We start from the raw sequence: 21464 nt of genomic DNA on the forward strand, positions 1-21464 counted from the left end.
GTTTTCTGCTTTTCTTTCCCGACACCTGCAGTAAACCTGCCATTTACTTCTTTTTGATGATTAGTAGGAGGTTTGTTGTGGCTACAGTAATCAGGAGCTTGGGAATTACGGGCATCAGCGGGTACCCGCTTGCAGTGGAAATGGCGATCATCGCAGGTCTGCAGACAACCACCATCGTCGGGTTGGGGGACAGTGCCATCAAGGTGGCTAAGGACAGGCTGCTCTCTGAGAAGCATTAAAACGATAAGAGAACCATGCTGGTTTCAGGTTCTTCTTCCTCGCTGGTACGGGACCTTCGCACTGAGTTTGTTCAGCTCGCCATTGCAGACGGCCATGCCTTGAAGGACATCGCGTCCTTTCTGCATGTCAGCCATGAGACGGTCAGGAGAATCGGGAAGGGAAGGTGAAATCTATGTGGCCAGCCCTCTCCGAGGATGCCTTCTTCTCCAATTGTCTTTGGATAAAATTTCAGATACAGTCTCCCTATCATGGAAACCATCGGTGACGGGGATTTCTCCGTTTGCATCGTCCGCCTTTCTCCCTTCAACGATATTGAACGCTCCAGTCCCCATCTTTTCCTTTACCACGAGTGCCGTGCCGTCCTCCCGGCTGCTTCCATCGATTTCGCTTGGTTCCCCACCTCGCGTGAACGGCAACTCCACGAGGGTGATCATGACTGTTGGATCACCTCAGTCTTCACCAAGCGTCCGTTGGCACAGTTCGACCTGCTCCTCATCTCCAATGCATATGCGCTTGAGCTGGTCAATCTTCCCTACCTGCTTGCACATGCCGGTATTGCCCTGTCTGCTTCAGAGCGCCGACAGGCAAAATCCAAAACACTGATTATCTTGGGAGGATCGAATTCACTGGCATCCCAAAGCCTTGTATTCAGCGACAATGACGCCCTAGTCGACGCCATCCATTTCGGAGAGGGGGAAATGTTGGTCTCTGCATTGGTCGCAGCCCTTACGACAAGGCCGTGTGCTGAGCGTCGCACTGCACTGGAAGAACATGCTGCTTCGGTCGACGGCTTGGTGGTATTCACAAGCACCCGGACCCCCAGTCGGGTTGTAAAGGCCGTCTACCGATCGATGGACTGTTATCCAATCAGATGTGCCGACAATCCACCGTTGTTCGATTCTGATGAAGCCTCGACGATTCGGTTGCAAATCGCGGCCGGGTGCCCCTCTTTTTGCACGTTCTGCTTTGAAGGATGGGAACGCAAGCCATACCGGGAAGTGCCCTTTCGGAAGCTGGTGGAAAATGCATTGCTCCTGAAACAGACCACCGGTGCCGATTCGGTCGAGTTGACTTCGTTCAACTTCAATACCCACTCAGATATCGTCGCCTTGATTGTTGAATTACAGCGGTACTTCAAACAGGTTGATTTCATGAGCCAACGGGCGGACGTCCTGGCCGTTATGCCTGCTTTAGTCGATTTTGAGGTGGCAGCCGGTAAACGGGTGTTCACCGTCGGCATCGAGGGCATCAGCGAGCGCATGCGTGCCTACTACCACAAGGAATTGAGTCGCGACCAGATCATGGGGGCGATTGAAGCGATTATACAAGCCAAAGCGAAGGAAATTAAACTCTTTTTCATTTTGAGCGGGAACGAGGACTCCGTCGATGGTGAGGAATTCAGGCGCTTGTTGATCTCAATCGATTCCTTGCGTTCACACCATGGCAGCCATACCCGTATCGTTTGCTCATTCGGACTGTTGGTGCGCATGCCGTTCACTCCGTTGCGCTATGAACGGTTGCTGCTCGACAGGGCACAATGGGAACAGTCGTTGCAAGCCGTGCAGAGTGCAGTCCAGTCGGCACGTTTTGAATTCCGCTTGGCCGAGCAATTTGACGAGTACTTCATTTCGCAGACGCTGGTGATGACGCCTTATCCCATCGCTCCTGCTTTAGTGGCCATGGCCGAGAACGGCTATGTCTACGATTGCAAATTCCCCAAAGGAGCTTGGCAGTTCTTCTCTTCATTGTTGGGACGACAGGGCTGGCTGCCCGGCTCATTCACCCAACTCAAGGACCGGCATGCTCGATTTGCCTTCGATTTCCTCGATACCGGCATCGACAGTGGGTTTCTGTACAACCGCTTCATCGATGCCCGAAACCATGTCCAACAAAGCTCGTGCATGCCCGTCTCGCATGAGATAACGCGTTGTTCGGCTTGCGGTGCTTGCTCTGGCGCAACCGAACGGCAATTTCTTATCGGGCATGCCATCAAGGCTCCCACAAAGGCCGACATGGAAACTGTCGAAGCGTTGCGTAAGGCCAAAGCTGCAATGCAGCCGCTGTATATCCGCTTCACCATGCCGTTATCATTGCGTACAGCCAAGGCTGCAACCCGCTCTTCCTATATCATGAGGACATTGGCTGAACGCCTCCCAGGGGCAGCGACATCTATCATGCAGGTCCAGGATGTCTTGTTCGGTTCACCCGAATGGCAGGATCGGATGATCGCGTGGTATGGAAGAACCGCCATTGCAGTCTATCCATTGCCGAGGGCAGACCGGGAAGCACTGCAAAAGGACTTGCAAGAAATCGGTTACACGGTCTTGTCACGTGAGCAGGCCATCGGGTCGCGTTATGCCGTGTGCATCGAGCCGGCCGAAGGCAAACACCTCACTATGGTCATGATGGAACGCTCGATTGAGAAATTACTGGATCAACGCTTTCTGCCGGCCTCGCTGTTATGGCGAGGCAACGATGCTGTTTTCAACTTTTCTGAAAAAGCCCGAAAAAAGAGGGAAATCTTCGAGGCAATCATCCGGACGGCTGTCGACGGGAAGGTTTTCGTTGAGCTCCAAGGCAGTCCGAAATTGGACCTTTCTCCGCTGGCTAAAGCGACAAGCGGGCTTCCCGAAGACTCGATAACCGCTTGTATGCGGTTCATCGATGACTCAGAGAAACGATGATCCGAAGGAAACCCAACATTGTTACTTTGCTGGGCTCCATTTTGCCTTACCATCAAGAATCACTTGATGTGCCTAACCCTTGATTCCCGCATTCGTAATTCCTTCAACAAAGTATTTCTGAGTGAAGATGAACAAGAGAACTATCGGAATGATCGCAATGGCAGAACCAGCAAGCTGTACAGGAACATTGGCACCGCCACGCTCCTGGAAGTACTTCAGGGCAGGGGTCAGCATCTGGCGATCGATCGAAGTGATGAATAAGTATGGGTCGAGGAAGTTATTCCAGATATTGATGAATGAGAAGAGCACCGCCGTTGCAATGGCAGGGCCGGAAAGCGGGACATAGATTCTTGCAAGGATGCACAGCTGTGATGCACCGTCTATGCAGGCAGCCTCATTGAGGTCTCTCGGAATTGCCTGGAAGAATTGGATGAGCAACATCAGATAGAAGACTTCACTCAACTCAGGAAGGATTACAACCCACAGGGAGTCGAACAATCCAAGAGATTTATAGTACAGATATCGAGGCACCATGGTAGTTTCACTTGGTACTACGAGCGTGAGCATGAAAACCAAGAGAAGCAGCTTGCTTCCACGGAACTTGAGCCGTGCGAAAGCATACGAAGCAGGCAACGTGACCATAAGACGCAGGACGATTGATACGACAACAGTGACTATGGTGTTCTGACTCCAATTCAGGAAATTGGGATGAGAAATCACTGTAATGAAGTTGTCCGCTATGGGAACGGTTGGGTAGAAAAGCGGACGATAGGCCAACCCGGCAGGACGAAAGGCTATTACCACCATGGAAACAAACGGATAGACCATGAGCAGCCCGAAAATCCACATCACCATCGTAAAGAAAACCTGCTTGGGATTTTTTGTTTGCAGTTCAATATTCATAGGTTTTCCTTTGTATCAGTGAACTGATGATGAATATGATCAGAGCGAGCAACGTACCCTCAGCAGAAGCAATTCCCAATTTGAAGTATTTGAACGCATCGGCATATATCTGCATCGATGCAACCTGGGTGGCTGTCCCTGGTCCTCCTTCGGTCAATGCCATGATCACCGTGTAGTTCTTGAACGAATTGATGATGGTAATTGTCAGGATGAACAGTATGGCGGGTTTGAGCGAAGGCAGTATCACAAATCTGAGACGCTGCAGCGGGCCGGCCCCTTCCAGGTCGGCTACCTCGATCAAGGAACGCGGTACCTGCTGAAGGGCGGCAAGCAACGTAATGACCGGGAAAGCCAAGCCGACCCATGTATGGATCAAAGCCGCCACAGGCAAGGCGCTGTTGTTCCCACTAAGCCAAAGCGGCAGGTTCTGCTCAGCTATTCCCAAGGAAAGAAGCAGGCGATTGACCGGACCCTTGTACGGATTCAGGATGTAATTCCATACGACACCGATTGCGATCAAGTTGGTAACGTACGGCATGTAGAACATGGTCCGGGTTGCCGTACGCCCACGAAATTCCTTATTCAATAAAATTGCGGCCAGGATGGAGAAAGTCATAGTAAAAACGGTGTACATCGCAGAAAACTGAAATGTTCGGACAAAGGCTTGCATGGTGGTCTTATTTGAAAAAACCTTCAAATAATTAGAAAACAATACAAATTTGTCTGAATACACATTCTTCAGGGAGTTCCTGTCAAGAAAGCTTATCGCTACTCCATACACGAGCGGGTAGAGCTTGAAAATGATGAACAACAGTGTAAAGAGAGACAGAAACAACCACGCAGTGCGTTCTTCAGCTTTCAGTCTTCCACTTGTACGATGCATATTTTCCTCCACCTGGCCACAGCTGCTTTGTTGTTTATAGACTCTTGAGAGCTTCATCCATCCTCTGCTTGACGCGTTGGACTGTCTCGGAGAGTGTCTGCTGATCGATGCAATACCGCTCTGCTTCTTCCTTGATGATCTGATTATATTGTGCAGCAGCAGGACCGACGATGTCGACATTGATGATGCTCAAGCCATTGTCGATCAAGGCATTGTTCATGTCCTCGACAGTGATGCTTCCGTTCGAAGCGTCTGCGGTGCTCTTGAATACATTGGCAACGTCCTCCTTGCTCATGTTCTCCAGGGCAGGGATTCCCTTTTCGAATCTCCACTGGTTCTGTCCGAGCCAGAGGATATATGTCAGGGCATCTTCGGGGTGGGCTGCATTCTTGTTGATGCTTGCATACGCCATTGATACAAAGTTGTTGGCACTTCCCTTTTTTCCTGTCGTAGGAATTGCTGCAACACCGTAGTTCCAATCACGAGGATAATCTGCAGGGCTGTTCAGCAATCTGGTGAACCAATTGCCTTGAATGAACATAGCCATGTTGTCCACTGTCGCCCAATAGTTCCACGATGCCTTTTCAGCCAACAGCTGCTTCACGTCCAACTGATACTTCTTGGCACTTCCCAGCTCCTTGAACCATTTGAGGCTTTCAGCGAATGCCGGGTCATCGAAATTGCTGGTTCCGTCTGCCTTGTAGAGAGGGACCTGTTCCTGCAATGCCTTGATGATGATATGAGGAGTTTCGAGGCGCATCAATGCACCGTACTGGTCCTGTTGTGCATTTGTCAGCATTTTTGCCGTTTTCTCGAAGTCATCCCATGTCCATGGAGCCTGGGGATAAGCCACTCCAGCCTTGTCGAACATGGTCTTATTGTAATAGAGGCAGTAGATTTCTTGTTTGGTCGGGATGGAATAGAACTCACCCTTTTCATCGTACACAATGTATTTGCCCCAAATGGATTTGACATCCGTCCCCGAGCTGAGGGCGAGGTCTTTCAACGGAGCAAGGAAGCCGGCTTCCAATCGGGTATTCAAGTCGCGGGGCCCGAGAGTCGGGATTACATCGATCCTGCTGCCGGCAAGCAGGTCAAGGTTTACCTTTGAGACCTGTTCATCGTTGGTTCCGGGGGTCACCTGTACATCTACACGGATACCGGTCTCGGCTGTGAACGCATCGTTCATAGCCTTGTACCATGCTTCGGTGGCATATGATGACAAAGGAATCGTAGTGACAACCCGTTCTTTGGGAGTACTTTTCTTTTGTTCCGAACCTCCGGCTGCAAACAGCATGCCCCCGATAAGAAGGGATCCCAGTACACAGACAAGCAGCTTTTTCATACTTTTGCTCCTTTATAATTGCATCCATTGTGGTTTTGAAGCCACAAAATTGATTACATCAGTTGATGCCCAACAGGTCTTGCACCCTCTTAAGGTACGTTGTATCGCGATCTTTACATTCAGGGGATACTACCGCACTCTCGTCGTAGAAGTTCTTGTCGCCACGGTCCATCTGCTGCCCGGCGAGTGTATGTTTATCCAAGGCATAGTCAGGAATCTGCGGTACAAGCTTGCTTTTCTTGATCCAGTTCAACATCTCGTCCGATGAACGATCCTTCATTCTCGAGCATAGATATCGGACAGCATGGATTGCAAACAGATAGCGGTCATTGGTTTCAGGTTTGGCACTGAGGCGCATCTGTTCAAGAGAATGAATGAGAATGGGGGCCGAGCAGTCCCCGAATCCTACATCTTCAACACTGATGACTTGCAGCCGGAACCAAAGGAATTCCTCGAGTTCCCGACTCGTAGTCAGCATTTCATATGCCAGCAGGGCGGCATTATCGACATTGTTTCGACGGATTTCCTTCTGAAGGGCGGAAATTACCTGGTCGGCAGGTAGCCCGTTTTTGGTTTTGCATTGTTGCCATGGGTCGTATGACGACAAGATAATCCTCCAATTTCAGCTGAATGTTAGAGTACTTGATGATTGATCTCTGGAACAACCATAAGTTTCATGCAAGCGAGTTGTCAATATAGCTGATTTTTTTATTTGCATAAAAGATTAAATATATACAAATAAAAAGAAAGAAATAAAGAATTATCTGTGATATAATCGAGATATAAAGGTAATTTTATACAAAATTATACCTAATCAGTCTCAGGAGAATTGCTCTATGCATCGGGTGAAGTTCAAAGCAAAGAACGGAACGACGTACATCTACGAAGGTACAACCGTATGGGACGAAGAGAGCAAGAAATATAAGACCAAGCGCATCTGCATCGGCAAACTCGACCCTGAAAGCGGTGAGCTCATCCCCTCGAAACGGCTGGATATGACAGAGAAAATTGCCCGGGACATCAATAAGAACAATCTTGGAGTCATGCATGCCGGCCATGATATGCTTCTTTGGAGCATCACGCAGCGAATTAACCTCGACAGGATCATGAAGAGTGCCATCCCCTCTGATTGGAGGGCTGTCCTTGCGATGGTTTGGTACTTGGTTGTTGAAAGCGCTCCTCTCAGCTCTTGCGGCAATTGGATGGCATTCAATCAAACACCATTCGTTGGGAAGTTTTCCAGCAGATACATAGTGGAAGTCCTGGATAGACTGTCTGAGGAAGTCCAGACTCAATTCTACAGACTATGGAACGATACTGTGGCCGATTCTTCCAAAATGCTGTATGATCTCCGTTCCGTGTCCAGCTACAATACCTGTTATCCCTCCCTTGCTTGGGGAGTGAACATGGTGGGATGCAGCCCGAGACAGCTGCGTTACATCATGGTCGCAGGTAAAAACTCCATGCTTCCCTTGTATATGGAATCGACTGAAACGGAACTCCATGAAACAACGCAAGTAGCAAATCTCCTCAGGATGATGAAGAAGGAAGGCTTTTGTGTTGAGGCTCTGAACATGGATCAGGAATTTTACAGCATAGAAAACATTACGGCCATGTTTGTACGCAGATACTCGTTCCTGCAAGCTGTTCGCATTCAGGATGCATGGATTTGTAATCTCATTGAACAGAATCGCGATATGATGGGTGATCCTTCATCGCTCTTTTTACTGGATGGAAGGAACTACTATACCAGGACAATCGCATATACGTGGGAGGAAGAAAAGAAGAATCGGACGGTACACCATCCCTGTACCGTTCATCTCTTCTACTCCCAGGATATCATCGGCAAAGACAGGGACCGTTTTATGCATAGGATCGAGCAGGAACGGGAGAGGCTTGAACAACATCAGGGAGACAGCCCTGAACCGCACCTGTCAAAGTTCTTCATATTTGGACAGCATAAGTACACAGGCCGAAGGACTGTCGGAATCAACGTTGAGGAACTGGAGCTTCATGAGAAGACGTATGCTGGCTTCTTTGCATTCCTCACCAACGACCCTGATTTGCTGGATCCTGTGAAGGTGCTTGAAAGCCATCGGATGCAGAGGACTATAGAACGTGCTTTTGACGACCTGAGAAATGATCAGGATTTGCTGCGGATCAGAATTCATGAAGGCAACAGGCTGTCCCCGCGTCTGTTCCTGCAATTCATTGCTTCCATTTATATCTGTGAATTGCGCAAACAACTGAAGGAAACCGGCCTTGATGGCGAATACACCTACAAAGAGGTGTTATCGCAGTTGAAACAAGTATTTGTCTTGTCCAACCGTGACCATGGCGGCGGCTCGATCCTGCCTGTGAGCGAGACGCAACGAAGGCTGATGCATATCTTGCTTCCACAAGTCAATCTTGATGGATGCTGATGCTATCTGCATCCTCTGACGGTGAATGTGGACGAGGGTATCGAAGGTAGTACTGCGTGATTGCGGAAGTATTCACGCAACAGCAACGGTATTTCCAGTTGCGAATCCAGTACTAGTGGGCACCCGATGTAGCATGTGAAACCTCCTCCTCCGGTCGCACGGTAGCTGTTGAGGGCAAGCCGGAAGAGTTGGTCGTCTGCAATGGGTCTTCCTTTGAATTCCAAGGACGTGACACGGCAGCCGACAGGGCGGGTGATGTCGAATTCGTAGGTGATGCCGTAGAAATAGTCATAATTGAAATGCTGGCGTTCGTTCTGCAGAAATTCAGGGTTGATTACCACTTTTCCATCTGCATCGCAATCGAAATAGGATGCGCATTGCTCCAAAGCAGTACGCAGGATGGATCCTGTTATTTCAAGAACCTTCAGGGTGTTCGGAAATTCATAGGCGATGAGGACATCCCTTGCCGTAAGGTTCTCCGGAAGATCCCTGGAGACTGTGTACAGACACGTTGCAGAGATATCAGCATTACCGGTTTCCATCTGGACCTGGTTGATCAACGTTGCAAATGCATTTCCATGCAATGCTGTGTCCAGGCGTCCGGAAAACCTTATGGGTTCAGGTAATGTTCCCAGAGGTTCATCGAGCTTGCGCTGGATGTCATGTTCCATATTGAACAGGTTGGGAAGGGAAGGAATGGCGCGTTTGATCGACCCGTCGGGTTTCAGCCATTTCGTATCGAGATGCAGCGCATGCTCGTCATCGGCAGTGATTGTGACTTTACAAATTTCCGAGGCATATGCTCCAGGTTGAACCGTATAGGTGCCCCTGATATAGGTACCTTCGGTATGTTTGTGCTGATGGCCGGTGAACACAATGTCGAAATCGAGTTCTGCTGCCAATTTGCAGGCGATGTCTTCCTTGGTTTCCGATAGTTTTTTCCCCGTAGACATATCGTACTCATACCCGCCATGGTAGAGGCATATCAGGATGTCTGTTTTTCCCTTGAGTTCGTTGCAGGCTTGTTCGGCAGCTTCGAATGAGTCTGTTATGGTGAACTTCTCAAGATTCTGGGGAGGTTCCCAGACGGGGACGAAATCGGTGACGATTCCGACGATCCCGATTCGTAAGCCGTTCTCCAATACTCTGACGACATAGGGGACGATAGGGAGTTTCCCACTATGATCTATGACATTTGCACAGACGCATTGTGCGCTAAGGGCACCAAGGAATTCCTTCATTCCTTCGTATCCATAATTAAAATCGTGGTTGCCTAGTGTTATGTAGTCATATCCAAGCTCATTCATGACTTGTGTTATCGGGAAGCGGTTTTCTTTGTTGCTTCGAAGGAAATCAAGAAAGGGGGATCCTTGGATGGTGTCACCACCGTCAAGGGCCAAGGTATTTCCATCTTTTTCGAAAAAATGGGAGCACGACAGAAGCCCCATTGCCCTCACTGAATCATTTGCATAATTTGTGGGAAACAGATAGCCATGGATATCGGATGTGTAGAGTATGGTACAAGATTTCATATCGGTGCCCTTAGGCAACAAAGTCTAAAGGCATGATTGCATATTGTCAACGAAGAGGTTTTGATACCTGTTACAACACTGGCCGACACTTGCTTAAAGTTTTTCTAAAGTTGCTTTAGCCTATAGAAGACTCTCTTGTTGAATGTGCATACGTAACTGCCTTGATCGGACTTTATACTTTGCAAGAGCCTCTGAATAGATACATTTGAAAAGGAGGTGAGGTATGGCAACAAGTTCATTCACAACTGTTTTTAAAATACCCAAGAAGGCCTTGCGTGAAATAGCCAAGACCGTTAATAAACCTGCCGTTAGATTCAAGTTATCCGAGAAAGAAAAATAATCTCTCGCCACCAGTGGAGAGAGATTCCAAAAATGGTTGGAGAGCAACAAGAACTGAATCTGGAACAGCTGGGTTCATGGCTAGGATATGCTGAAGATTCAGTAATCGAGCAAATCCTAGCCCGATTTTCCTGCAGTCGTAACAAAGAGGTGGAAGAAATTCCTTCATGCCTCGGCTATAGCATTTGAAAGGTCCTCGAGTGCTAGAACCTATCTTCTTGCAACAGAAAATAAGGACATTGCTGGATATTTCACAATCTCCATCGGGTTCGCCGATATAAGCAATAGTGAAGGTCTTTCCGAAGAAGAAAAGAATACATTGAAAATGAGCAAATGTCCCGATCATAGAATTCCCTGTTTCCTTATTGGCCAAATTGGGAGAAATGATTCCTTTTCACATGCTGAATTACCGGGAAATCAGATTTTGGAAAACGCATTGGCAGTTCTGGGTGAGGTAAAGAATCTGATTGGCGGAAAGTTTGTGATTGTCGAATGCGAAGATCATCTTGTTCCAATGTATCAATCCGAGCGATTTGGATTCCGATTATTCAACACACCTAATAAAAAACGGAAATACAACCAATTGTTTCGGATTATCTAGAGATCATTTTGGCTCAATTATGCATCATGCGGGTGCAGTAGGACTTCGTTTTAGGCATGTACAAGGTTTGCTCGGAACCAATAAATGGCCAATTCATTTGAAACCACTTGAGTCTGTGTAGAAACATCTCCCAATTTCCTGCAGAATCCACTCTATAGCTCACCCCTATTGGAGAGACGTATGCCCGATACCCGTAAACAGCTGCTGATGGACCTTGGTCTTGAGACCCTTGCCGATACCCTGTTGGAATTGGCAGGCCATAATGAGCAGGTCAATGACAAGATCAACAGCCTTACCTCAGCTGAGAAAGTCAATATCAAACGATACAGACAGAAGTTGGCCGGCTTGAGAAAATCCAATAGATACATCAGCCTTGAGTTGAGCTCTTCCTTTGCCGATCAACTGGAGAGAATGCTTCTAGACTTGCAAACTTGGGTAACGGACCCCTCTACCGGCTTGGACCTTGTTGCCGAATTCATCGAAACAGACGATGTGGTTTTCGAGATCTGTGACGATTCCGACGGTACGGTCGGTCAAGTATATCTCTCTACTGCAAGAAACCTGTTCTTCCAGTATGCTTCGCTTTGCCAGGATAAAGAGAAGGTAGCCACCTTGTTTATCAGGTTGGCCACCAAAGATGACTATGGCGCACGTTCTTCCCTTATGAAGGACCTTCCCGAAACTCTTGGGGAACCTGTATTGTCTCTCGTATTGAAAAAGATACAGGCATTGGAAGCTACCGAGAAAGAAGCGAAGAACAAGAAATCCTATACTTGGATGCTTGAGTCCATAACCAGTCAACAGCGGGAAGCGCAGCTTTTTGCAGCAGCCCTGCAAGGCAAACAGGTGGAACTTCCAGTGCCAAGGATGTTTGCAGCAGCCCGTGCTTTTTTGAAGAAGCAGGATGCCGAATCGGCACTTGCCTGGATACAGAGGATTCCTGAGGATCATGTATCATACGGATATGAGATTGAGGAAATCCTGAAGGAAATCTATATTATGCAAGGTGACAGGGAAAGCCTTGTCGCCCTGCAGTATAAACGATTTCGGTTCTTTCGCACCCTCGAACGCTTTGAGGAGCTGTTGCTTGCAACAGGTCAGGAAAAACGGGATGAGATTCTGGCTAATGAATGGGCTCATATATCCCAAAGTTCTTCCTTCGATGATGACGATGCACAGTTTCTCTCAGAGATTGGGATGATTGATGAACTGGAAGTCTATATATTTGCCAGGGTGGAGACGTTGAATAAAGGTTCTTACTACACGGTACCTAAAATAGCAGCTGTGCTGGCTAAGCATGGGCGCTATCTCGCCGCCTCCTTGCTCTATAGAAGCCTGTTGGACTGTATGATGGAGCGTGCATACGCAAAAAGCTATCATCACGGGGTGGACTATCTCAATGCCCTGGACACCTTTGCACCCCTGATCAAGGACTGGAGGAGTTATCCCACCCATAACTCGTACAAAGTGAATCTCCTGCTGGAGAACAAGCGGAAAACCAGCTTCTGGAACCAATATCGCATAAGCAAAGGATGAAACTTTGCTTTGTTACATGATTATTCCGCGATATACTAGGGAACAATACTGTATCTGAGGAGAAGTCCATGATCATCTATCTAGTAGGCATGGCGTGTGTTGGGAAGACAACAATCGGCAGGATGTTGGCTGAGAGGCTGGGCTACACGTTCATTGACTTGGATGAGGAGGTGATGAAGCATTATCAGAAGTCAATTGAAAGACTTCAGAGTGAGCACCTTACGATGTATGGGTTCAGGGAGAAAGCCGGTGTCGTCCTGGACCATCTGCTCTCCAAAAATATTGACTGTGTAATTGCGGGAACTCCGGCAGGTTTGAAATTCGCCTATAACAAGGTCTTCAAGCGCCATAAGAAGGACAAGGAGCTCTACTCGCTCTACCTGTACGATACCTGTGAGAACGTGCTGGGCAGGCTGACGTTCTACGACGTCGATTCAAACCCTATCGAGGAGCCCATGAGTCCAGCGAAACGTTTGAGATACCTTCGAGACGTCAAGGCCGACTTCAACTATTTCAAAAGCTCCTACGACCGTGCCGATGTTCAGGTAAGCATCGAAAACATCCCGCTGTCCGACATCCCTGAAAAGATTTGCAACATCCTTGTCGAACAGCATGTGTTGCCGGCCGGGGTGTGATCCATCCTGTTCCCCTGATTGGCGATCGGATGGTTCTTGGTGGTCATGTAAAACAAATCGCCATGCGTTACGGTTATGATCAGTCTCAGCTGAAGTGTTTTTGGACAACCTTGGAAACGAGCACCTGACTTGATAGTCAACCACATCCCATACACACATTGTACCAAGGGAAGACTCATTGGAAGCAGCTTTCATTACAAAGCCTTCTTTCACCACGGTGGTGAAAGCTCATAAAATAATGAAACAATACTATCGTTAAACAGAACTATCGGCATCTACCAACAGCAAAACGATGCAATTCCATACAAGGAAACCTGACACCTGGACGGGCTGTATAGAATGCATCACATCCCTGCAGGATTGCCTGTCTGTTCAGACCAGCAATGCCGTCACTGAGTTACTGGTATGGAGAGTATTCTGGTTCCAACCTCGTCATATTGCTTTGGAGGCAGAATGTACGCCTTTTTGCAAAAAGCCTGTAATGGATAATCGTTATACATCATTATACCGATATTGTAATAAAAGTGACATAAAATAATTATTTATGTTTACATACCTACAATCATAATAATATTATCAGTACTATACTCCTTTTATGAGGCTTTCCTATGCAAATACAAGATTTTGACCATCGATTGGCAGGGTACGCATATCTACTTGAGAAACTGGAAATCACCGGCATTCCCAACTGGCACAAATCTGCTGTCGCCACTACCGGCATACACTCCGTAACCAGGCAGGACGGGTTTGTCGATGAAGTATTCAGAGCCCAATACTGGCCTGGAGAAACGATTGGTGCGCATCTTGAGTTTGCGCTGAAATATGATGGGGTGAATCTTGCATTGTTGGCTAAGATTTTCGAAAAGATTGCCATGCAGGAACTCGTCGAATTCATCGAATCCAAACCAACCGGGAAGTATGTCAGAAGAATCTGGTTCTTCTATGAGTTTCTGACAGAAAAACAACTGCCTATCGACGACATGACCACCTCCAACTATATCGATGCCTTGGAGACCAAAGACTATTACACTGTGCAGAAAGGGGAGAGGTCCCCTCGTCACCGCGTTGTGAACAATCTTCTCGGCCCTCGGACCTTCTGTCCTGTCGTCAGGAAAACGGAAAGGCTTTTGGAGTTGGATTCTGCATCACTGCAAAGGCGGTGTGAGGAGATTGTCACAGACTATCCCCCGCAACTACTCCGTCATGCACTGCGATCTCTCTACAACATAGAAGCCAGATCGTCCTTTGAGATAGAAAACATTACGAGCAATACCTCTCGAACCGAGAAATTCATAGCATCCTTGCAACTTGCCGAAAAAGAAGATTTCTGTGAAAAGGCAAGACTGATCGAGCTGCAGAACCGAATTGTCGACCCACGGTTTAGTGACAGTGATTATCGCTTGAGTCAACAGTATGTAGGTCAATCGATTGCGTATCAGAAGGAGATCATCCATTACATCTGCCCGAAGCCTGATGATCTGCCAAGCTTGATGGAGGGGCTGCTTGCCTCTCATGCAAGGATGAAAACAGGGGGGATCCCCCCTGTCATCCATGCTGCGGTCATAGCCTATGGCTTTGTGTTTCTGCACCCGTTTGAGGATGGGAACGGACGGGTACACCGATTTCTCATCCATAACATTCTTGCGATGCAGAATATGGTTCCACGTGGACTCATGTTCCCCGTCTCAGCCGTTATGCTAAAGAACCCGGATGCGTATGACCGGTCATTGGAAGCCTTCTCCCGACCCTTGCTCCAGGTCATTGACTATAGCATGGATGCTATGGGCAGGATGACTGTGGAGAGTGAGAGTGCATGCTGGTATTCCTATATGGATATGACAGCACAGGCAGAAGCCTTGTCCGAGTTTATACTTAAAACGATCGAAGAAGAACTCGTACAAGAGCTCAACTTCCTGGCCAACTATGACACCGCCAAGCAGGCGATTCAGCATATCATCGATATGCCCGACCGTCTGATCGACTTGTTCATCCATGTATGCCTGCAGAACAACGGGCACCTATCTGAAAAGAAAAGAACCGCACATTTCGACTTTCTGACCGATGATGAGCTTACAGCCATGCAGCAGGCGGTTCGAAACTCCTACAAGCAGGTATAACAGATTTGTCAGAGGAACTTCCAAGCAGCCCAAGAGAGGGTGTGGCTGTAGCGATACTTGAAAGGATGAGTATATGGATAATGCAACCGCACCTATTACATTTCATATGAATGCAGAGCTGGCGTTCAATTTTGAGAAAGCTTGTCAGGAACTGGGTTTGACTACTTCCGAGGCATTCACGATTTTTGCAACCAAAGTAGCAAGGGAGAGACGCATTCCCTTCGAGGTTGCGGTCGATCCATTCTATAGCAAACAGAATATTGCTCGGCTTAAGAAATCCATAGCGCAGATGGAAGCCACCGGCGGTATAATTCACGAGGTGGATGTACGTGATTCAGGCGTGGACTGATGATGCATGGAATGATTTTGAGTACTGGACTCGACAAGACAGGAAGACTTTAAAGCGAATATTGACGATTCTTAAGGATATTGACCGCAATGGCTATGAAGGGATTGGAAAACCATAGCGGTTGTCTGGCGATTTGTCGCAGTATTGGAGTCGGAGAATTGATGATTGTAATCGGATTGTTTACCGCATTGATGGAGATGTGATCCGTATCGTTCAATGTGGTTCCCACTCCAGAGATACCTAGTAGTTGATCTGAAGTGTAGAGACTTTTCTGACTTTTAGCTACGAGACGATGAGATGGATGGGCAGGCTATCTTGAAACCCAGTATGATTATCTGTGGTCTGTAAATCCTATTTCTTTAATTTTCTTCGGCCCAAACGCTGGGTAGCTGTGTTCTCGTCGGATCGGATATCGTAGATATCTGATCCTCCTTGGCCTTGCTACTCACCATGTTCGCTCGAAGCAAATATTCAAGTCTAGTCTTAACAGCCCACTCGTGTGTATCTGTAGAAGGTGTAGGGACAGGAAACAGCGCACCTGCACAAACCGTTCGATCAGGGTCGATCAGCTTCTGAAGACCCTCTCGGAGACGAGAGGAAAACAACGCTCATCAACCAGGTGCAATTGTATCTCAGCGCTGGCAACAATCAGATCCATATCCAAGCCCCATATTATATCCGCAGCTCGCTCCCCTTCGTGATACACCTTGCCAAATTTGCGGAAGAACTGCTTAAGGGTAGTCTTGCCGTTTCCTTCGCGAGGGATGGTCTGATCCGGAACTTCCAGGTAGTTGCAGATTCCCTCCTTATCATAGAGAAAAAGATCTTCGATCATCGCTCGTGAGGCTAAATCAATGACCTCCACGTTCTTTCCCTTCAACTTCCTCCGTAAGGTGAGCCAGTCACCTTCATAGAATTTTGTGATATCAGCAAGATGGGAGTCGGTGTCATAGCACAAAAAGACGGTCCATTTGATACCAGGATGTTTTTTCTTGCAAGAGTTGTTGAACCAATCGGCAGAATGAGCTACTTGAGTGATCGTCTTCATGGAATTCATGCGAATAATTACAGAATGAGATCCACAGCTCGACTCGGAGATGACTTCATTGACTACATCATCAAAGCTGACCGAGTACGAATATTCTGGGTGTTTTCCGCTGAATTGGCTTATCAATATCTCATAGAAAGTTTGTTCCGTATCTCCTTCGAAAATGAACGCAACACCGCTGGAATAGGTTTTCTTCATATTGGCTCAACCCTTGATGAAGTGCTTGAGGATGAGGCTGGACTTGGAATCGCCCGCCATCAAGTCAAACAGGTACTCTCCCACAGAGAGCCCAAGATCTTGGGATGTGCCGACTAAAGATTTTGCTTTGCTTTTGGCAATGTTCTGAAAGGAGGCCAGACCTGTCTCATCGGGGAGGCCGATATAGATTCTCTCCAATTTCAAGTATTGGACAAGATAGGGTGAATGGCTTGTGATGAGAAGGGAGATGTCGCCTAAGTGCTCGTTGAGAAGTTCCAGGGTCTGCTTCAAGAGTCTCGGATGGATGCTGGTCTCCAGTTCCTCAATGCCTATCAGATGGGTATCCGAGTTGCTGGAAAACAGTATGGTCATGATCCAGAACAGGCGCTTGGTCCCTGCTGACAACATGGTGATGTCCATAGGCTGGTTCATATGTTTGTTTGTCACAAAGATCTTTTGGATTTCATTTTTCCATTTGAATGGGGGGACTTCTTTATCGTTGCTTTGAAGCCCCTCTCCATTCTTCATGGAGAACATCTTGATCAATCCTTGAGGGGCATCGAATCTTGCCTTCACCACTTCCACATCGGTGATCTCAGGGAAGAGTGTTGTGATGGCTTCCTTGAACAAAGAAAATCTTTCTGGATTGGTTTCCTTGAGAGCGTTGAGCAGTTTAGGGATATCGTTGGTGTAAGAGAGAGGAATGCCCGGCTCATCCAGTTCGAATGGAACATCCTGATAGTGAGTATCCATATCCAGGGATGAGCATGTCTTGAACGAGAGATGCTTGATGCGATCGAGCACAAGAGTGTAAGCGATGTCATCGATGGAAGACAGGGTGTCGACCGCCAACTGATAATCACCAAGGGTGATGTTCCTGAAGGCGTTTGTGGATTTTGCTTTCCGGTAGTGGCCTTCATTTCGCTTCAGATACCTTGTATATTTGACACTCTCGCTTTCTCTCATTTCCAGCCATTCATCGGTAATCCGTTGGCCTGATGCATCATCTCGCATCCATATGAATGAGAAACCATACCGGACATATTGGTATTCCCCCAATGAAGGTTCATGGAACTCAACCTCAAAGAAGAACGGATCATCCGCGGAGTTCGGGTTCAATGGAATCCCTTTCTTCCAAGAAGTCATCTTCTTTCGGCTTTTCTCCCCGGCACTCAAGAACGTCAATGCAAAGTCAATTCCCTGGAGAAAATTGGATTTACCATAATTATTCGGTGAAACCAGCGCGATTATGCGATCGACCTCGATTCTTGTCTGTTTCAGATTCTTGAATCCACCTATGGATATGCTTTTTATTTTCATTCTACAGTCTCACCTTCAAATATCGTTTTCAACCTATATATGTATTTTAATACCAAAAAGTAACAAAATCAAACAATTTATCAAACGAGATGCAGTAAATAGTTATACTCGTCTGATTTTATACTCAAAACGATTGAAGAAGAACAAGAGCTCAACTTCCTGGCCAACTATGACACCACCAAACAGGCGGTTCGAGACTTCTACAAGCAGGTATAACAGATTTGTCAGAGGAACTTCCAAGCAGCCCAAGTGAGGGTGTGTTTGTAGCGATACTTGAAAGGATGAGTAAATGGATAATGCAACCGTACCTGTTTTATTTCATATGAATGCAGAGCTGGCGTTCAATTTTGAGAAAGCTTGTCAGGAACTGGGTTTGACTACTTCCGAGGCATTCACGATTTTTGCAACCAAAGTAGCAAGGGAGAGACGCATTCCCTTCGAGGTTGCGGTCGATCCATTCTATAGCAAACAGAATATTGCTCGGCTTAAGAAATCCATAGCGCAGATGGAAGCCACCGGCGATGCAGTTGGCGAAGTGGATGTACGTGATGCTCTTTGTTGAAGCTTGTATGTGTCTACCCAAAGAAGGCACGCTAGTCATCCTGGTAAATGAGTAGCCCGCCACTTATTCAATGTATTACTACAACAAACAGATGTGGACGGGCATTGATGTGTGAAGGGTACCGTGCATCCACAGTTCTGTCTACCTAAAGTTGGCTGACACTTGCTTACCACTGGCCCGAATATGATTTCTCCCAATCATCCCTCAAATGGTGTATTCCTGCCTGTTTGTGATATGTGGTTTAATGAGGAGAAGACCAGGGGAGAGGATCCCTGAAGGAGAAATGAAGAGGAAGCCCTTTGTCTTTGTTGGCACACAGCAAAGACTTCCCCTTCATCAAAAACACCATAGAAACAGTACCATCGAAGCGGCTTAGGTTCAAGAGCAATACAATCCATCCTTGAGAAAGGGCAACCATCGCTCATGAACATACAGGAGAAGGTTGCATACATTCGCCCTTGTCCGATGTAATCTCACCCCGCACACCTCAGCGTCGGCTTTTCTTCAAGGCGTTCGCATTGATGGGAATGGCGGCAGGAATTTCCGCCTTGATTGATAAATCACCCATGCGATAAACCATCGAATCGGAGTTCGTTTTATCTTTTCTGAACTCCGACGGAGTCGTGCAATACTGCTCCCTGAAACGGTGATAGAAGTAACTGAGGGATTCAAAACCGCAATCCTGACTGATCTCGATGATCGGAATATCGGTTGTGACAAGCAGCATGGCCGCATGCTCCAAGCGGATGCCGTTCACCAGTTGCGATGGTGTTTTCCCCAGGTACTTCTTGCAAGCTCTCGAAACATACTCCGGGCTCTTGCCCGATAGTTTATACAACGTCGGAAGGCCTTTGGTGAAATTCTCTTTGGTCAGCATCTGCAGCGAAAGCAATTTAAGCCACTGTGGGATGGAAGCAGAAGTTTTTTGCACCTGCTGAAGCGGAAAATACTTGGTAAGAAGATTGAAAATGGCAATCCGGTACATCGTATCGCTTTTTTCCTTGAGGATCTTCTTATACAGGATGAGCTGCTCGAAATCCCGGATAAGTGAAGACAAATCACGATAATCCAAACTGACGCAGGGAGGGGTTTGGGAGTGGCACAGCCGCTCTGCATCGTAATTGCTCCCAAGAAAAGCGAACAGGTTGGAGATGATCTGCTCGGGAATGATGATGTTGATGATCCGAAAATCCTCGGATGCCTCGACATAGCAGTGCACATCGTCCGGGCGGACAAAACACAGGCACCCTGCGTACAAGGGGAGCCGGAGATTATTTACCTGATGGATTGCATTGCCCCGGTCGACCAGGAAAATCTCGTAAAAGTCATGAGAATGCAAAAATTTAAGTTGTTTCTTGTCAAAGATGTATGAGGCGTACCCTCTCCCGGGAAAATGAATGAATGAAGGAAACTGCTGAATGTAAGGGTAATAATACCAAACTAAGTGCTAAATATAAGGGTAAAAAATGTAAGTAGAGTGAGAAAATAATGGGTAAAAAAGACGAGTTGTTGCTTATTCTCTCTGTATCGAGTACCTCAGCTCAACCATGTTCTTTCCCGGTTGCTGCACTGAGGTAAGCTGCAAGACCGGACTCAGCACCCTTCTGGGAAACAAAGGCTTCCCGCTTCCAAGCGTAGCCGAACCAATCTGAATAATGAGCTCGTCGAGCAGGCCAGCGTCATGGAATTGTCCGGCAAGGTCTCCACCGCCGACAATCCAAATGTTCTTTTCTCCAGCAATGTTGCGCATAGCCTCATGTACTGCTCGTACATCGCCCTGTACAAAGTGAATATCGGCACCCTCAACTGTTGGAAGTGTTCGGGTGGTGAATACCCATACCGGTTGTGTGTAGGGCCAAGCTTCTCCGGTTTCCTCGCGTACCTGCTCGATATTGTCAAGCATCCACTCATAGGTGGAGGAGCCCATCGCCAAGGCTCCCACCTCGGCAATAAAGGCCGGATAGCTGCTGCTGTCCAACTCTCCTAGTGGGAACAACCACGCAAGGGAGTCGTCTTCAGTGGCGAGAAAGCCATCGAGGGTTGCAGCGGTATAGTACTGGGTTTTCATCACAGAGGTTCCTCCCTGATTCTTTTCTTCTACTATAGCGAAGCATGGCATCACGAGCCAATCTTTCATCCTGATGATTTGAGTAGTATCATTATTCCATGGACGAAGCCTTGCTCCAGTTCTTCACCTCGCTCGACCGCTCCCTCTTTCTGGGTATGCAGTACAAAGGCCTTGCAAAGCTTGATAGGCCTTTGCCTATAGGGCTGGGACAGACGATCAGTCAACCAAGCCTTGTCCTGTATATGACACAACAGCTTGATCTCAAGAAAAACCAAAAGGTACTTGAGATTGGTACCGGAAGCGGATACCAAAGTGCATTTCTCGCTGAGTTCTGTGCTGAGCTCTATACCGTTGAGCTGCTTGCAGAGCTGCAGAAGCAGGCAAAAGAACGTCTTCGTGGATTAGGCTACCACAACATCCACTACAAGGTTGGAGACGGGAGCCTCGGCTGGGCCGAGCATGCTCCCTATGACCGGATCATGGTGACTGCTGCTGCCAAACGGATGCCGCTTCCTTTGATTGAGCAACTTGCTCCCGGAGGCATCATGATCATCCCTGTAGGTCCCTTGGGTTGGCAGGAATTGATGCAGGTCACCAAAGACAGTGAAGGCAACATAGAGCAGAAAAAGCTGCTGGATGTTGCCTTTGTGGAGTTGGTCGGCAAGTATAGCTGATTGTTCT

General features: G+C 47.6%; 19 protein-coding genes and 1 pseudogene. 11 read left to right on the top strand and 9 right to left on the bottom strand.

Features of this window, described 5'->3' with window-relative positions; translation table 11 throughout:
* Nucleotides 1-77: 77 nt before the first annotated feature.
* The 3 genes from MUG09_RS01645 to MUG09_RS01655 all read left to right on the top strand — a co-directional run bounded on the left by MUG09_RS01645 (nt 78) and on the right by MUG09_RS01655 (nt 2924).
* Nucleotides 78-239: a hypothetical protein gene (locus MUG09_RS01645; protein WP_244772839.1), complete on the top strand. Its 162-nt coding sequence runs from the start codon at nt 78-80 to the stop codon at nt 237-239.
* Between the two features lie 15 nt (nt 240-254).
* The gene (locus tag MUG09_RS01650; protein ID WP_244772840.1) at nt 255-407 is read left to right on the top strand and encodes a hypothetical protein; all 153 of its coding nucleotides are present in this window, start codon (nt 255-257) and stop codon (nt 405-407) included.
* A gap of 81 nt (nt 408-488) precedes the next feature.
* The gene (locus tag MUG09_RS01655) at nt 489-2924 is read left to right on the top strand and encodes a B12-binding domain-containing radical SAM protein (RefSeq protein WP_244772841.1); all 2436 of its coding nucleotides are present in this window, start codon (nt 489-491) and stop codon (nt 2922-2924) included.
* Between the two features lie 72 nt (nt 2925-2996).
* Here the strand turns inward: MUG09_RS01655 and MUG09_RS01660 are convergent, their stop codons facing one another.
* Genes MUG09_RS01660 through MUG09_RS01675 form a run of 4 tightly spaced genes read right to left on the bottom strand, consistent with a single transcriptional unit; the run spans nt 2997 to nt 6662 of the window.
* Nucleotides 2997-3827 carry a carbohydrate ABC transporter permease gene (locus MUG09_RS01660; RefSeq protein WP_244772842.1) on the bottom strand — a complete coding sequence of 277 codons (831 nt, stop codon included), beginning with the start codon at nt 3825-3827 and terminating at the stop codon, nt 2997-2999.
* A complete protein-coding gene (locus MUG09_RS01665; RefSeq protein ID WP_244772843.1) occupies nt 3817-4710 on the bottom strand; it encodes a carbohydrate ABC transporter permease in 894 nt (297 codons plus the stop codon). The genes MUG09_RS01660 and MUG09_RS01665 overlap by 11 nt, the downstream gene beginning before the upstream one ends.
* 34 nt (nt 4711-4744) lie before the next feature.
* On the bottom strand, nt 4745-6055 hold the full coding sequence (locus MUG09_RS01670) for an ABC transporter substrate-binding protein (protein ID WP_244772844.1): 1311 nt from the start codon (nt 6053-6055) through the stop codon (nt 4745-4747).
* Nucleotides 6056-6113: 58 nt separating this feature from the next.
* The gene (locus tag MUG09_RS01675) at nt 6114-6662 is read right to left on the bottom strand and encodes a hypothetical protein (protein WP_244772845.1); all 549 of its coding nucleotides are present in this window, start codon (nt 6660-6662) and stop codon (nt 6114-6116) included.
* A gap of 229 nt (nt 6663-6891) precedes the next feature.
* Between MUG09_RS01675 and MUG09_RS01680 the strand changes: the two genes are divergently transcribed.
* Entirely contained in the window at nt 6892-8478 is a 1587-nt protein-coding gene (locus tag MUG09_RS01680; RefSeq protein WP_244772846.1) for an IS1634 family transposase, read from the top strand.
* A gap of 2 nt (nt 8479-8480) precedes the next feature.
* Here the strand turns inward: MUG09_RS01680 and MUG09_RS01685 are convergent, their stop codons facing one another.
* Nucleotides 8481-10010, bottom strand: coding sequence for a bifunctional metallophosphatase/5'-nucleotidase (locus MUG09_RS01685; RefSeq protein ID WP_244772847.1), 1530 nt, complete (start codon nt 10008-10010; stop codon nt 8481-8483).
* Nucleotides 10011-11130: 1120 nt separating this feature from the next.
* Between MUG09_RS01685 and MUG09_RS01690 the strand changes: the two genes are divergently transcribed.
* The 5 genes and pseudogenes from MUG09_RS01690 to MUG09_RS01710 all read left to right on the top strand — a co-directional run bounded on the left by MUG09_RS01690 (nt 11131) and on the right by MUG09_RS01710 (nt 15831).
* The gene (locus tag MUG09_RS01690) at nt 11131-12486 is read left to right on the top strand and encodes a DUF6880 family protein (protein ID WP_244772848.1); all 1356 of its coding nucleotides are present in this window, start codon (nt 11131-11133) and stop codon (nt 12484-12486) included.
* Nucleotides 12487-12554: 68 nt separating this feature from the next.
* Nucleotides 12555-13121 (top strand): shikimate kinase, encoded by a 567-nt coding sequence (locus MUG09_RS01695; RefSeq protein ID WP_244772849.1) that lies wholly within the window; start codon nt 12555-12557, stop codon nt 13119-13121.
* Between the two features lie 608 nt (nt 13122-13729).
* Nucleotides 13730-15238 (top strand): Fic family protein, encoded by a 1509-nt coding sequence (locus MUG09_RS01700; protein ID WP_244772850.1) that lies wholly within the window; start codon nt 13730-13732, stop codon nt 15236-15238.
* A 73-nt stretch (nt 15239-15311) separates the two neighbouring features.
* A complete protein-coding gene (locus tag MUG09_RS01705) occupies nt 15312-15587 on the top strand; it encodes a type II toxin-antitoxin system RelB/DinJ family antitoxin (RefSeq protein WP_244772851.1) in 276 nt (91 codons plus the stop codon).
* Nucleotides 15562-15831: pseudogene (locus tag MUG09_RS01710) on the top strand (Txe/YoeB family addiction module toxin). Before MUG09_RS01705 ends, MUG09_RS01710 begins: the two are co-directional and overlap by 26 nt.
* Before the next feature lie 321 nt (nt 15832-16152).
* Here the strand turns inward: MUG09_RS01710 and MUG09_RS01715 are convergent.
* Together MUG09_RS01715 and MUG09_RS01720 are read right to left on the bottom strand one after the other, a co-directional pair.
* Nucleotides 16153-16833, bottom strand: a complete 681-nt coding sequence (locus MUG09_RS01715) for a hypothetical protein (protein WP_244772852.1) — start codon at nt 16831-16833, stop codon at nt 16153-16155.
* 6 nt (nt 16834-16839) lie between these two features.
* On the bottom strand, nt 16840-18153 hold the full coding sequence (locus tag MUG09_RS01720; protein WP_244772860.1) for an AAA family ATPase: 1314 nt from the start codon (nt 18151-18153) through the stop codon (nt 16840-16842).
* A 289-nt stretch (nt 18154-18442) separates the two neighbouring features.
* Here MUG09_RS01720 and MUG09_RS01725 point away from each other — a divergent pair, with 289 nt between their 5' ends.
* Nucleotides 18443-18715, top strand: a complete 273-nt coding sequence (locus MUG09_RS01725; RefSeq protein WP_244772862.1) for a type II toxin-antitoxin system RelB/DinJ family antitoxin — start codon at nt 18443-18445, stop codon at nt 18713-18715.
* Between the two features lie 487 nt (nt 18716-19202).
* Here MUG09_RS01725 and MUG09_RS01730 read toward each other — a convergent pair whose 3' ends face one another.
* Both MUG09_RS01730 and MUG09_RS01735 read right to left on the bottom strand, forming a co-directional pair.
* Nucleotides 19203-20054 (bottom strand): helix-turn-helix transcriptional regulator, encoded by an 852-nt coding sequence (locus MUG09_RS01730; protein WP_244772864.1) that lies wholly within the window; start codon nt 20052-20054, stop codon nt 19203-19205.
* A 174-nt stretch (nt 20055-20228) separates the two neighbouring features.
* A complete protein-coding gene (locus MUG09_RS01735) occupies nt 20229-20783 on the bottom strand; it encodes a dihydrofolate reductase family protein (protein ID WP_244775349.1) in 555 nt (184 codons plus the stop codon).
* 98 nt (nt 20784-20881) lie between these two features.
* On the opposite strand from MUG09_RS01735, the gene MUG09_RS01740 reads away from it, so the two are divergent.
* On the top strand, nt 20882-21457 hold the full coding sequence (locus tag MUG09_RS01740) for a protein-L-isoaspartate(D-aspartate) O-methyltransferase (RefSeq protein WP_244772866.1): 576 nt from the start codon (nt 20882-20884) through the stop codon (nt 21455-21457).
* The last annotated feature ends 7 nt before the right edge of the window (nt 21458-21464 follow it).

Source organism: Sphaerochaeta associata (genome assembly GCF_022869165.1).
Classification (GTDB): domain Bacteria; phylum Spirochaetota; class Spirochaetia; order Sphaerochaetales; family Sphaerochaetaceae; genus Sphaerochaeta; species Sphaerochaeta associata.

Bases quoted from the DNA above. Each gene is read 5' to 3' on its own strand.
- MUG09_RS01650 (WP_244772840.1), top strand. From the start codon at position 255: ATGCTGGTTTCAGGTTCTTCTTCCTCGCTGGTACGGGACCTTCGCACT.
- MUG09_RS01655 (WP_244772841.1), top strand. From the start codon at position 489: ATGGAAACCATCGGTGACGGGGATTTCTCCGTTTGCATCGTCCGCCTT.
- MUG09_RS01660 (WP_244772842.1), bottom strand. From the start codon at position 3,827: ATGAATATTGAACTGCAAACAAAAAATCCCAAGCAGGTTTTCTTTACG.
- MUG09_RS01665 (WP_244772843.1), bottom strand. From the start codon at position 4,710: ATGCATCGTACAAGTGGAAGACTGAAAGCTGAAGAACGCACTGCGTGG.
- MUG09_RS01670 (WP_244772844.1), bottom strand. From the start codon at position 6,055: ATGAAAAAGCTGCTTGTCTGTGTACTGGGATCCCTTCTTATCGGGGGC.
- MUG09_RS01680 (WP_244772846.1), top strand. From the start codon at position 6,892: ATGCATCGGGTGAAGTTCAAAGCAAAGAACGGAACGACGTACATCTAC.
- MUG09_RS01685 (WP_244772847.1), bottom strand. From the start codon at position 10,010: ATGAAATCTTGTACCATACTCTACACATCCGATATCCATGGCTATCTG.
- MUG09_RS01690 (WP_244772848.1), top strand. From the start codon at position 11,131: ATGCCCGATACCCGTAAACAGCTGCTGATGGACCTTGGTCTTGAGACC.
- MUG09_RS01695 (WP_244772849.1), top strand. From the start codon at position 12,555: ATGATCATCTATCTAGTAGGCATGGCGTGTGTTGGGAAGACAACAATC.
- MUG09_RS01700 (WP_244772850.1), top strand. From the start codon at position 13,730: ATGCAAATACAAGATTTTGACCATCGATTGGCAGGGTACGCATATCTA.
- MUG09_RS01705 (WP_244772851.1), top strand. From the start codon at position 15,312: ATGGATAATGCAACCGCACCTATTACATTTCATATGAATGCAGAGCTG.
- MUG09_RS01715 (WP_244772852.1), bottom strand. From the start codon at position 16,833: ATGAAGAAAACCTATTCCAGCGGTGTTGCGTTCATTTTCGAAGGAGAT.
- MUG09_RS01720 (WP_244772860.1), bottom strand. From the start codon at position 18,153: ATGAAAATAAAAAGCATATCCATAGGTGGATTCAAGAATCTGAAACAG.
- MUG09_RS01725 (WP_244772862.1), top strand. From the start codon at position 18,443: ATGGATAATGCAACCGTACCTGTTTTATTTCATATGAATGCAGAGCTG.
- MUG09_RS01735 (WP_244775349.1), bottom strand. From the start codon at position 20,783: ATGAAAACCCAGTACTATACCGCTGCAACCCTCGATGGCTTTCTCGCC.
- MUG09_RS01740 (WP_244772866.1), top strand. From the start codon at position 20,882: ATGGACGAAGCCTTGCTCCAGTTCTTCACCTCGCTCGACCGCTCCCTC.